Annotated in this window: 13 protein-coding genes; 5 read left to right on the plus strand and 8 right to left on the minus strand. The window is 25.1% G+C overall.

Going from position 1 to position 13,213, the window contains the following annotated elements:
- The first annotated feature begins 57 nt into the window (after nucleotides 1-57).
- The 4 genes from BT993_RS03570 (at nucleotide 58) to BT993_RS03585 (ending at nucleotide 5,740) form a co-directional block, all read left to right on the plus strand.
- Nucleotides 58-1,086 carry an ABC transporter substrate-binding protein gene (locus BT993_RS03570; RefSeq protein WP_072593265.1) on the plus strand — a complete coding sequence of 343 codons (1,029 nt, stop codon included), beginning with the start codon at nucleotides 58-60 and terminating at the stop codon, nucleotides 1,084-1,086.
- A 52-nt stretch (nucleotides 1,087-1,138) separates the two neighbouring features.
- The gene (locus BT993_RS03575) at nucleotides 1,139-2,848 is read left to right on the plus strand and encodes an ABC transporter permease (RefSeq protein ID WP_072593266.1); all 1,710 of its coding nucleotides are present in this window, start codon (nucleotides 1,139-1,141) and stop codon (nucleotides 2,846-2,848) included.
- 13 nt (nucleotides 2,849-2,861) lie between these two features.
- Entirely contained in the window at nucleotides 2,862-3,926 is a 1,065-nt protein-coding gene (locus BT993_RS03580) for an ABC transporter ATP-binding protein (protein ID WP_072593267.1), read from the plus strand.
- A gap of 251 nt (nucleotides 3,927-4,177) precedes the next feature.
- Nucleotides 4,178-5,740, plus strand: a complete 1,563-nt coding sequence (locus tag BT993_RS03585; RefSeq protein WP_072593268.1) for an ATP-binding cassette domain-containing protein — start codon at nucleotides 4,178-4,180, stop codon at nucleotides 5,738-5,740.
- Between the two features lie 54 nt (nucleotides 5,741-5,794).
- Here the strand turns inward: BT993_RS03585 and BT993_RS03590 are convergent, their stop codons facing one another.
- The 8 genes from BT993_RS03590 to BT993_RS03625 are packed head-to-tail and all read right to left on the minus strand — an operon-like array spanning nucleotide 5,795 to nucleotide 11,306.
- A complete protein-coding gene (locus BT993_RS03590) occupies nucleotides 5,795-7,561 on the minus strand; it encodes a DUF2207 domain-containing protein (protein ID WP_072593269.1) in 1,767 nt (588 codons plus the stop codon).
- A 1-nt stretch (nucleotide 7,562) separates the two neighbouring features.
- Entirely contained in the window at nucleotides 7,563-8,126 is a 564-nt protein-coding gene (locus BT993_RS03595) for a LemA family protein (RefSeq protein ID WP_072593270.1), read from the minus strand.
- A 13-nt stretch (nucleotides 8,127-8,139) separates the two neighbouring features.
- The gene (yihA, locus tag BT993_RS03600) at nucleotides 8,140-8,715 is read right to left on the minus strand and encodes a ribosome biogenesis GTP-binding protein YihA/YsxC (protein WP_072593271.1); all 576 of its coding nucleotides are present in this window, start codon (nucleotides 8,713-8,715) and stop codon (nucleotides 8,140-8,142) included.
- Nucleotides 8,696-9,286 (minus strand): dephospho-CoA kinase, encoded by a 591-nt coding sequence (gene coaE / locus BT993_RS03605; RefSeq protein ID WP_072593272.1) that lies wholly within the window; start codon nucleotides 9,284-9,286, stop codon nucleotides 8,696-8,698. The genes yihA and coaE overlap by 20 nt, the downstream gene beginning before the upstream one ends.
- A 1-nt stretch (nucleotide 9,287) precedes the next feature.
- Entirely contained in the window at nucleotides 9,288-9,563 is a 276-nt protein-coding gene (locus BT993_RS03610; protein ID WP_072593273.1) for a cupin domain-containing protein, read from the minus strand.
- The gene (locus BT993_RS03615; protein ID WP_158007928.1) at nucleotides 9,556-10,191 is read right to left on the minus strand and encodes a methyltransferase; all 636 of its coding nucleotides are present in this window, start codon (nucleotides 10,189-10,191) and stop codon (nucleotides 9,556-9,558) included. Before BT993_RS03615 ends, BT993_RS03610 begins: the two co-directional genes overlap by 8 nt.
- Nucleotides 10,169-10,684 carry a PSP1 family protein gene (ricT, locus tag BT993_RS03620; RefSeq protein ID WP_072593275.1) on the minus strand — a complete coding sequence of 172 codons (516 nt, stop codon included), beginning with the start codon at nucleotides 10,682-10,684 and terminating at the stop codon, nucleotides 10,169-10,171. Before ricT ends, BT993_RS03615 begins: the two co-directional genes overlap by 23 nt.
- Nucleotides 10,685-10,697: 13 nt before the next feature.
- Complete coding sequence (locus BT993_RS03625) at nucleotides 10,698-11,306, minus strand: JAB domain-containing protein (protein WP_158007929.1); 609 nt, start codon at nucleotides 11,304-11,306, stop codon at nucleotides 10,698-10,700.
- Nucleotides 11,307-11,451: 145 nt separating this feature from the next.
- On the opposite strand from BT993_RS03625, the gene BT993_RS03630 reads away from it, so the two are divergent.
- Entirely contained in the window at nucleotides 11,452-13,107 is a 1,656-nt protein-coding gene (locus tag BT993_RS03630) for a formate--tetrahydrofolate ligase (RefSeq protein ID WP_072593277.1), read from the plus strand.
- Nucleotides 13,108-13,213 lie beyond the last annotated feature (106 nt).

Consider the following 13,213-nt stretch of genomic DNA (forward strand, 5'->3'; position numbering starts at 1 on the left):
TATAGTATAATATTTATGCAACAAGATATTAATAAACAAATATTTATGGAGGAAAAAATGAAAAAATTATTAATAAGCATACTTTTAGGTGCTTTTTTATTTTCTTGTGGTAGTAATTCAGAAAACAATTCTAAAACTGAAGAAAAATTAGTTTTCTATGCAGGGTTACAAGAAGATCACGCAGCTTTAATAGCTGAAAAATTCACAGCAGAAACTGGTATACCTACAGAATTTGTAAGAATGAGTAGTGGAGAAACTTTAGCTAGACTAAAAGCAGAAAAAAATAATATGGTTGCTTCAGTTTGGTATGGAGGACCAGTTGATGGAATTATAGCAGCAGATAATGAAGGATTAATAGAAGCATATGATTCTCCTACATCTAAAGAAATATTAGATCAATTCAAATCTGGTGATGGAAGATGGACAGGAATCTATGTTGGTTATTTAGGATTTGTTGGAAATAAAAAGATATTAGAAGAAAAAGGTTTAGAAATGCCTAAATCATGGCAAGATTTATTAAATCCTAAATTTAAAGGAGAAATAGTTGTAGCTCATCCAGGTTCATCTGGAACTGCTTATACTATGCTTGCATCTTTAGTTCAATTAATGGGTGAAGAAAAAGCTATGTCTTACTTTAAACAATTAGATGGTCAAATAAGACAATATACAAAATCTGGAACTGCTCCGGGAAGAATGGTTGGAAGTGGAGAAGTTGCCTTAGGTATTACTTTCTTACATGATGCAATTAAATATCAAAAAGAAGGTTATTCAGATATTATATTATCTTCTCCAAATGAGGGTACAGGATATGAAATAGGAGCTGTTGCTTTATTAAAAAATGCACCTAATAGTGAAGCAGCTAAAAAATTTATCGATTGGGTATTAACTAAAGATGTTCAAGAATTAGGTAAAACTGTTGGTTCATTCCAATTCTTAACTAATATGAATGCACAAAATCCTGAAGAAGCAGATCCAATTAAAGATACTAAATTAATAAATTATGATTTTGAATGGGCTGGTAAAAATAGAAAAGATTTAGTTGAAAAATATACTAAAGAAACTAGTTCAACAATACCTCAAAAATAGATAAATTAATACAAGGGTGCAATTCCCTTGTATTTTATTGAAAGGATTATTTATGTCAGATTTAAAATTAAAAATAAAAGACAGCTTTAAAGATTTCAGGAAAATGTTAAATGATCCTATACTTGTAGCAACTATAATATTTTCAATAGTTGTAGTGGCTTTCTTTATTTTAGTCCCTTTATACAACGTGTTTTTAGAAAGTGTTACCGTAAATGAAAAATTTTCCATAATAAATTACATAGATTCATTTAAGAATTCAGGTAATTTACAAATTATACTTAACACTTTAATATTAGGATTTACTACTGGATTAATTTCATTAATTATAGGATTCATATTTGCATATTTAACAGTATATATTAAGATTAAGGGTAAGGCTGTATTTGATTTCATAGCTTTACTTCCAGTAATTTCTCCACCATTTATAGTTGCACTATCAACTATATTACTATTTGGTAGAACAGGTTTAATTACTAAAAAATTATTAGGAATTGAATATGAAATTTATGGATTTCATGGATTAGTTTTAGTACAAGTATTAAGTTTCTTCCCTATAGCATATATGATGCTAGTTGGATTATTAAACAATATAGATCCATCTGTTGAGGAAGCTTCAAGATCTCTTGGTGCAAATAGGTTTAAAGTATTTACTACAGTAACTTTACCATTAATGATGCCTGGACTTGCTAATGCTTTTTTATTAGTATTTATACAATCAATTGCAGATTATGCTAACCCATTTGTTATAGGGGGTAAATTTACTACCATAGCAGTTAAAATATTCCAAGAGGGAATAGGAAATTACCAATTAGGGCTTGCATCTGCACTGTCAATAATATTATTAACAATATCTATTTCTATGTTTACATTACAAAGATATTATGTTAATTCAAAATCATATATAACTGTAACAGGCAAGGCTTCTCGCTTTAGAGAATTAATAAATACAAAATTTGCTACTATTACATCTAGTATAATTTTAATATTACTTTCTGTTTGTGTTATAGGAATGTATATATTAATACCTATTAGTTCATTTACAAAATTATTCGGTATAGATAATAGTTTAAGCTTATACAATTATAGAGAAATATTTAGGTATGCAAATAGAATAAATCCTATTATTACCACTACAACTCTATCAATAATAGCTACATTTATTGCATCAATTTTTTCTATGATAATAGCATTTTTAATAGTTAGAAAAAAATTCTTAGGAAAGACTTTTATAGAATTTACAGTAATGATGGGTCTAGCAATACCCGGAACTATTATTGGTATAGGTTATGCTTTAAGTTATAACAAAGTATATAACATACCATTTACCAATACAGTATTAATTCCTACATTAACTGGTACTGGGTTTATAATAATCATGGCATTTATTATTAGATCACTTCCAGTTGGTGTAAGATCAGGAATAGCAGCATTAAACCAAATAGATCCAAGTATAGAAGAAGCTTCTACTATTCTTGGAGCAAATACAGTACAAACATTTACAAAAATAACTTTACCTATGGTAAGAGAAGCTTTCTTATCAGGATTAATATATTCATTTGCAAGATCTATGACTCTTGTTTCAACAGTAATATTTTTAATATCTGCTAAATGGAAATTATTAACTCCTACTATCATGGATAATGTTGACCAAGGTAGAATAGGTATAGCTGCGGCATACTGTACTATACTAATAGTTATAGTTTCATTATTTATGATATTAATGAAAATTTTCATGAGATTATTAGAACCTAAAAATAAATAACAGGGAGAAAAAAATGAGTAAACCAATTAAATTAAATATACAAAATTTAACTAAAATTTTCACACCTAAGGGTAGAAGAGTAGTTGCTGTAGAAGATGTAAATTTAGAAATAAAAGAGGGAGAATTTGTATGTCTATTAGGTCCATCAGGTTGTGGTAAAACTACTACTCTTAGAATGATAGCTGGATTTGAAACTCCAAGTGAGGGACATATTACTATAAATGATAGAGATATAGCTTATTTAACCCCAGATAAAAGAGGAATATCTATGGTTTTCCAAAACTATGCACTATTCCCACATATGAATGTTTATGATAACATAGCTTATGGATTAAAAATACAAAAAAGACCTAAGGAAGAAATAAAACAAAGAGTAGATAAAATTTTAAAATTAATGAAAATGGAAGATTTTGCAGAACGTATTCCATCTCAAATGTCTGGTGGACAACAACAAAGAGTTTCACTTGCAAGAGCTTTAATAATGGATTCAGAAGTTCTATTATTTGATGAACCTTTATCAAATTTAGATGCTAAATTAAGATTACATATGAGAGATGAAATTAGAAAATTACAATTAGAAGTTGGTATAACTTCAATATATGTAACACACGCCCAAGCTGAAGCAATGGCACTTTCAGATAAAATTGTAATAATGAAAGATGGAAAAATTGCACAAGTTGGTACACCACAAGAGATATATCAAAAACCAAATTCAGAGTTTGTAGCAAAATTCATAGGTAGAGCAAATATATTAGATGCTAAAATATTAGAAAGTAAAGAAAATAGTACTTTAATTTCTATTTTAGGACAAGAATATTTAATAAATGAAAAGGTTAATTATGCTGTAGGAGAAGATGTTAAAGTAGTTATTAGACCTGAATCTATTAAATTCACTGATGAAAAACATACTTTAGAAATTTCTAAAAGTATATTTATGGGAGAAAACCACGAATATGAAGTTAAAAATGGAAATGATATTATAGAAATAGTTTTAAATAATCCTCATGGAAAAGAAATTAAAAAGGTTGGAGATAAATTAGGTTTTGTATTTGACCAAAATTCAATACATATATTATAGGAAATTATATAAAAGCAGAAAATACATTTTGTGTCTTCTGCTTTTTTGTTATATAAATATAATTTTTACTTAACCCAAAACAACCATTTATACAATATATACTCTGATTCATTATTTATATATTCAATTTATTGACAATTATTTATAATTTTTGGTATTATTAAAAAAATAGTTTTTCTCAAGATAGGTTATCTAGCTCAAAATTTATATTCCTATATAGAAAAATATCTTAAATAAAAGAAAGGTAAAATATGAAAAAATATATTAAAGAAGAAAAATTTAAATTCTTATTAAGCATAGTATTAATGTTAGTAATCTCTATAGGAACAATTTATTCAATATATATTAGAGCAAATATTACTAATTTAATTCTTGAAAAAAATTATAATGTATACAAATATATAGCTATATTAGTAATATTAATAATTTTAATTGAAAATTTAGGTACATTATTAAAGTTAAATAATGCAGACCTTATTAAAAAATGGAAGTTGAAATTAGGAAATAATATTAGTGAAAATATATCTAAAATGGGCTATGATAAATATAAAGAAAAAACTGTAGGTTCATATATTTCTTGGTATACTGGAGATTTGCCTTTGATAAGTGCATATATTTTTGAAAACAGTATAGCCATACTAAATCATGTTACATTATCTTTAGTTTCATTACTTTTAATGTTCTACATTAGTATTTATATAGGTATATTAGCCTTAATCCTATTATTTGCTCTATATTTAATAGGTGGTATATTTGGTAAAAAAATTAGTGCTGCTTATCAAAGATATGCAATTTTAAATGGTAAATTCAATAATATATTACAAGATTTTTTAATAGGTTATGACTTGTTAAAAAATTACAACAATCTAACATTTTTAAAAAAGAATATAACTTATGGTCAAAGTGAATTAGAGCATCAGCATTACATCATTAAAAAAGTTTCAGCTTATGGTAACTTAGTTTCTCAAGGTACTAAAAAACTACTTGAAACTATAATGTTTATTATAACAGGATATTTAGTATTAAATAATAGATTGACTATAGGAATGTTAGTTGTAACACCGACTATATTATCTGTATTTTTATCTTCAACTATGGATATATTCGATGTAGTTTTACAATATCTTGGTACTAAAGATCTATTTAAAAAATTAAATAATATTTCAGAAACTTCAACATATAAATACCCTATTTTAAATGAAAAAATTAATTTAGAAAATATTTCATTTAAGTATGATGAAGTAAATATAATTAAGAATTTAAGCTTAACATTTGAGAAAAATAAGAAATATGCAATTATTGGAGAAAGTGGTTCTGGAAAATCTACATTATTAAAATTAATAATAGGTAGATTAAAAGAAAATGAGGGACAAATATTAATTGATGATAAAATGATAAAAAATGGAGACATTGATTTTTCAAACCAAATAGCATATGTTAGTCAAGACAACTATATGTTTAATTTAAGTGTAAAAGATAACATATCTTTAAATGATAGTTATACAGATAATGAAATAAATGAAATTTTAAAAGAAGTTAAAATATATGATGTTATAAGTTCTAAAAAAGACGGATTAAATACTAATATAAATGAATTTTCAGGTGGAGAAAAACAAAGAATTTCACTTGCAAGAGCTTTAATTAGAAACACACCTATTATAATACTAGATGAGGCTACATCAGCATTAGATAAAAATACAACTATAGAAATTGAAAATATTTTATTATCTAAAAAAGATAAAACTATAATCCTTATATCACATCATTTAAGTGAGGATACAAAAGAAAAATTTGATAATGTATATTTATTATAATACACAAAAAAGAGGTGATACAAGAATTTTAAAAATTCTTAATCACCTTTTTTGTTACCAACTTCTTCCCCCTCCTCCTCCAAATCCACCACCTGATGAACCTGAAGATGAAAATCCGCCTGAAAAACTAGACTTTCCTCCATAACTTTTACTACTATTAGTAGCCTTTTCTATACTTCTATTTATTATCTTATCATAATATCTTCTATTAACAATATGTGAATAATATACATACTCATGTATTCTTTCAACATCTAAAGATAATCTTGAAATTACATTATCTAACATTCTTAAATATTGATTTTCTAATCCAAATGCAATGGCAAATGGAAGAATCTGTTTAAAATATGTTATTACTTCTTCCTCTGTTACAAAATGTTTAAGTTTTTCTACTTCTGTTTTTTGTAAAAATTTTTCAAAACCTTTTGCTTTTGGATATTCTTTTTCATAATCTTTAGTATATCTTTTAACTGTTGTAGCATTCATAAAAGTTATTAAAAACATTACTCCTAATACTACTAATGTTGGCATTTCTGAAAGCAATAATTCTCCAACAAACATTGCTATAAGACCTATTACAGAAAATGCGAGTACAATTAAAATTACATAATACTTAAATACCGGTATTTCATATTCACTAGAGTATTTTTTATCAAAATATTTTTTTAAATTTTCTTCAACTTCTGCTATATATTTTTTTGATTTAAATATATCATTTTTATTAAGTATAATCTTATTTAAAAATATTTCTTCTTCTTTTGACAGTTTTTCTTGATTACATTCATATTTATACATATCAACATAATATTCTTTTTCAACATAATCATTAAAATCTTTTCTTTTCTGTTTAACATTATTTCCAAATTTAACAACATATTCTTCATCAAAATTATGATTAGGATTTTTTTCTCTTAATTTAATAATTCCTTTTTGTATTAGCATAAATAACACTACTATAAAGTTAGAGGAATATGTATTTCTTTTTACCATTCTTTTAGCTATTAAAGCTGAAATATCTGGAACAAGATATTCTACCATTATTGCCTTATTAAACTTGTTTCTATTTTTAAATCTAAGTATAAATAAATTAAGTAATATAATAGGGAAAATAGCTAAAAAAGTAATTAATACTAATGGGTAAGCTTTTATTCTGTTATACCATAAATCAAAGCTTGAATATTCAAAACTATCTGAATTTAGTAAAAACGATAATCCCTCTCCTGGATTACTTACCGTAGTAGTTTTAATTTCATAACCATCTTCTAATTCTCTTATTTGATAATCCTTATTAACTTCTCCAACATAACCTGTAAAGACATCTATATTTCCTTTAATTCCTCTAATAGTTAATTTAAATTTTTCTATAGGAATTTTCCAATAATTTCCTAAAGCATTAAAATATATTTGGTTAATGTCCCCTTCGCTTCTTATACTGTTATACACCTTATATTTAATTTCATAATTAATATCTTTATTAGCTGGTAAGTATACATCACTTTTGCCTAACCTATATTCCATAACATTTTCTTGTATTTCACTATATAGTCCTACTTCATTTTCAGAATCTAAATATCTTACCTTGAAATCTTCTATTTTAATCCTATCTTCAAATTTTAAATATGAGCCATTGTCATATACATAAGGGATTATTCTATAAATTCCTCTTGTTATTTCAACTTTTGTAATATACGTTATTCTTTCTGTAATGTCTAAAACTCCATTTGGTTTAACTAATATATCCATTTCAAAATTAGATATATTTTCAAAAGAAAAAGTAAAAACCGAAATAAAAATAAGGAATAAAAATAACATTTTTTTCATATTAAAAACTCACTTTTGGTGCATTTTTAGCTTCAACATCTTCTTTAAAGTATTCAGCATTTCTAAATTTAAATAAACCTGCAAGTAATACTGTAGGAAATTTTCTAATAAAGCTATTCAACTCTCCAACAGTAGCATTATAGTATCTTCTTGCCCCCTCTATTTGATTTTCAATCTCAGTTAATGATTTTTGTAATTCTAAAAAGCTAACATTTGCTTTTAAATCTGGATATGATTCACTTAAAGCCATAATAGATTTTAAAGTTTTTGTTAATTCATTTTCCATTTTTCTAATTTCTTCTAAATTATTAATATCATTTAAATCTAATTTAAGCATTCTACTTCTTGCTTCTATAACACCTTGTAATGTTTCATTTTCATGTTTAGCATATCCTTTAACTGTTTCAACTAAATTAGGTATTAAATCTAATCTTTTTTGTAAAAAAGTTCCAATGTTACTAAAAGCTGTTTGATTTTCTGTATCTAAACTAATATATCTATTATACACTCCTATAGCCCATAAAACTATTAAAATTACCAATCCTAAAATAATTAACAATACCATTTTTATCACTCCCTTATAATTTATCAATAAAATCTAATATTTCAACCGTTCCAATATTCTTCAATGATGAATGAAAAAATACATCTTCATTATTAAATTCTAATTTTTTCTTAATTTCCTTTAACTGTTTAAATTTTTCATTATTTGATAATTTATCACATTTAGTAAATACTATATAGTATTCAATGTTATAGTGTTCTAAATATTCAAGCATTTCTATATCTTCTCCACTTGGAACACGCCTAATATCTAATAAAACAAAAACAACTTTTTTTCTTTCAGAATTTAAATATTCTGATATAATATTACCCCAATTTTTCTTAACATTTGCTGGTACTTTAGCAAATCCATAACCTGGAAGATCAACAAAATATCTATCCTTATTTACTAAAAAGAAATTTACAAGTTGTGTTCTACCTGGTGTTTTACTTGTCCTAGCTAAATTTTTTCTTTTTACTATAGTATTTATTAAAGATGATTTTCCTACATTAGATCTACCCACAAATGCAATTTCAGTATTATTCATTTTTTCAGGATAATCAGCAAGTTTAATACAACTTCTTGAATAATCAGCACTCTTTATTTCCATATGTTACCTCTTTTCTTAACTTCATTAAAACATCTAAAGTATTTATATAGCCTAACTCTATATCTCCAGAATTATCTATTACATAGTCTGCTTTTTCTTTCTTTATTTCTATATCTATTTGTTTTTCTACACGAGAAATAGCCTCTTTATATGAAATATTATTTCTTTTCATTACTCTTTCAATTTGAATATTTTTAGGAGCATAAACCACTATTATTTTATCAAATAGATATTCAAGATTTAATTCATATATTAAAGGAACATCTAAAAACATATATTTTTTATCACAATTTAAAATTTCATTTTTTAATTTATCAATAATTATTTTATGTATATATTCATTAAGCATAATAAGTTTTTTTGAATCTGAAAATACTATTTTAGATACCTCATTTTTATTATATGTCCCAAACATAGAATAAAGTTCTTTTTTTACAGTTTCATCATTATATAGTTCAGCTGTTATTAAATCTGCATCTATATATTTAGCTTCATCTTTCATAATAGTTTTAATGAAATTAAATATTGTACTTTTTCCTACACCTATAGAGCCTGTTAATCCTATTATCATACTACTCCTTTAGAAAAATACATAACCACTTACAATCAGCACTAGTATATGTTACCTTGTGTTCTGTATTTTTAGGGATTAAAAATCCTGAATTTTTATCTAATAATATTTCTTTATCTTCTATTAAAAGTATTGCAGAACCATCAAGAATATATACATACTCATCTATATCAGAAATCATGAAATCTGTTATATTAGAATTTGATGTTATTCTTTCAACTTTAATCTTATCATCATTAATTAAAACTTCTACTAATTCTCCATACTCATTAATCATTTTTAGCCTTTCTTAAAAGATAACTTATGAAATTTTTTTTACCTCTAAAATGATTTTTAAAATTTGTTATAATAAATCTAGTGTCTTTCCTTAATTCCTCATCTCTTTCAATAGGTAATATTAAAAAAAAGTATCCTCTATCATCTAATATATTATTTACAACATCAAGTAATTCAGAAACTTTTAAACAAACTTCAAATTTTGAAATTTTCATAATTTCATCTTGTGGCATATATCCACTATTAGTCTTATAAAACGGTGGGTTTGATATTATATATTTAAATTTAAATGGTAAATTAAAATCCTTTATATCCATATTATATGCTTTAACCGATATATTATTTAAAGAAATATTAGAAACTAGTATATCATATACACTTTTTTGTATCTCAACTGCATGAAATTCTGTAAAATTTTTATGTCTATAAAGCATAAATGTAAGAGTACCTATACCAGCACCTATATCAAGCATATTTCCAACTTCATCTATATTAACTAGGTTTTCTTTAATAAATTCAATTAAATCCAAAGCATCTGTAGTAATATTTAATGCACCTTGACCATAATTTAATTTTAAATCCACACTTTCTAAGTAGTGTGTCATATTACCAATATATTTCACGTCCATATTTCCCAAAAGCATTAAGAATTCTACCCTCATCATTATACTTTATTTGATAAAATTCTACTCTTCTATTAAATGCTTTGTTTACTTCTTTAACTAAATCTCTAAAATCTAATCTTCCCTCGGCAGTGAAATAAAATATTAATTTTTCTCCACCGAACATATATTCCCCTATAACTAAATTCATTTCAGGTAAAACTCTTTTTACTATTTCTTTACAAATAAAATAGGCTTCTCTAGCTTTTTCATCTAAAATATCTAATTCCTTAACTTCTTCATCGTTTAATTTTCTTTTCACTTTTCTTATTTTTAAATCATCATCTTCTGATTCAAAATTAACATTATTTAGTCTATTTTCACCTAATACTACACCTATTTGATCTCCTCTAATAGTTTCAACTATTACATAATCCCCTTTCTTATATTCATTAACATTTTCAATATAAAAAGGGTAAACTTTTTTTGTTTTTCTAAATCTAATATTAACAATCTTCATTTTAACCTCTTTCTTAAATTTGTCCATTTTCTAAAAAACTATAATACCCCTTATTTGAGATAATAATATGATCGGACAACCTTACATCTATTAATTTTAAAACATCAATTATCTTTTTTGTTAAATATCTATCATCATTAGATGGTTCTAAATTCCCACTAGGATGATTATGTACTACAATAATAGATTTTGCATTATACTTCAATATATTTTTTACTATTTCTCTAACATATACTATACTTTTATCTATAGTTCCATAAAACATATTTTCATCTTTAATCAAAGCATTCTTAGTGTTAAAATACAACACTTTAAACACTTCTCTTTCCATATCTACATATTGAAATTTTAAATATTTTACTAAATCTTCAAAACAATTAATCTTTTTTTCTTCTCTAAAACATTCATTAAATAATACATGGTTATATATCAAATTAATATTTTTAATAATTCCCATAGTTTTTTTAGATAAAATATTCATATTTTCAATTACCTTAAAATCTTCTCTTAAAATATTAGAAATACTCCCATATTTTTCAATAATTTCATTAGCTTGAATTTTTGCTGATTTTCTATTTTCAACTAAACTAATCAAACTTTCAAGTAAATCAAAATCACTCACTTTTCCCCCTTGTGCTACCATACATATTTTAACATAAACCATACATAAAATCAAACAACAAAAAGATTTTAATAGGGTATTTAGTAAATAGACTTTTTCAAATAAGTATGATAAAATTAAGAAAATGAAATAAGGTGGTGGTCAAATGACAGATATAGAAATTGCACAAAATTCAAAATTACTTCCTATTGAAGAAATAGCAAAAAAAATAGGTGTAGAAAATGATATAGAATTTTATGGAAGATATAAGGCTAAGTTAAATTTAGATATATTAGATAGATTAGAATCAAAAGCTAATGGAAAATTAATATTAGTTACCGCTATTACTCCTACTCCATATGGAGAGGGGAAAACCACAGTTTCTGTTGGATTAACACAAGGATTTAATAAGTTAGGTTATTCTTCAATTGCAGCATTAAGAGAACCATCTCTTGGTCCTGTATTTGGACTTAAAGGTGGAGCTACTGGTGGTGGTTATTCACAAGTATTACCTATGGAAGATATAAACTTACACTTCACCGGAGATTTTCATGCTATTACATCTGCTAATAATTTAATAGCTGCAATGATAGATAATCATTTAAACAGAGGAAATGAATTAGAATTAGATTTAAATAATATATATTTTAAAAGAGTGCTAGATATGAATGATAGATCTCTTAGAAACATTACCATAGGTCAAGGTAGTAAGATTAATGGTCCTGTTCGTGATGCTTCATTTAAAATAACAGTTGCTAGTGAAATCATGGCTATATTATGTCTTGCTGAAAATTTACATGACTTAAAAGAAAAAATAGGTAATATTATAATAGGTAAAAATATACATGGTGACTTCATATATGCAAAAGATTTAAAAGTACATGGAGCTGCTAGCGTATTATTAAAAGAGGCTATCAAACCAAACTTGGTTCAAACTACAGAAAATACTCCAGTAATAATACATGGTGGTCCATTTGCAAATATTGCACATGGTTGTAATTCTGTACTTGCAACAAAACTAGCTTTAAAACTTTCAGATTATACAGTAACTGAAGCTGGATTTGCTGCTGATTTAGGAGCTGAAAAATTCTTTGATATTAAATGTAGAAAAGCCTCTATAACTCCAGATATGGTTGTATTAGTTGCAACAGTAAGAGCTTTAAAACATCATGGAAGTGGAAATCTTGAAGATGGATTAGAAAACTTAGATAAACATATAGAAAATATAAAGAAATTTAATTTACCTGTAATAGTAGCTATTAATAAGTTTACTGATGATACAGAAGATGAAATAAAAATAATAAAAGATTTTACTTTAACTAAAGGTATTATTGCTGTTCCTATAGAAATACATTCAAAAGGTGGAATTGGTGCTGAAGATTTAGTAAAAGAAATAGTAGAAGTATTAGACTATGTTGAAGAAATACCATCAGAAAATGTAAATTCAGTATTTGAATATCTTTACACTTTAGATAAAAGTATAGAGGAAAAAATTGAAACTATTTGTAAAGAAATTTACGGTGCAAAAGATATAGAATATTCTGAACTTGCTTTAGAAAAATTGAAATTATTTACAGAAAAAGGATTTGCAAATTTACCTATTTGTATGTCTAAAACTCCTGCTTCAATATCTGATAATCCAAAACTATTAGGTAAGCCAAAAGATTATGTATTCAAGGTTACAGATATAAACATATCAGCAGGTGCAGGATTTTTAGTAGTAATGGCTGGAGATATTTTAGATATGCCAGGACTTCCTAAAGTTCCAGCTGCCGAACATATAGATATAGATGAAAAAGGTAATATCGTAGGTTTATCATAAAATATTATAACTAAAAAAATTGCTGTATGATGTAAAACATTAACAGCAATTTTAATTTAATCAAAATTATTTTTTATTCATAACTTCTATAATTCTATCTGTATTA

The sequence above is a fragment of the Streptobacillus ratti genome (assembly GCF_001891165.1).
In the GTDB taxonomy this organism is placed as follows: domain Bacteria; phylum Fusobacteriota; class Fusobacteriia; order Fusobacteriales; family Leptotrichiaceae; genus Streptobacillus; species Streptobacillus ratti.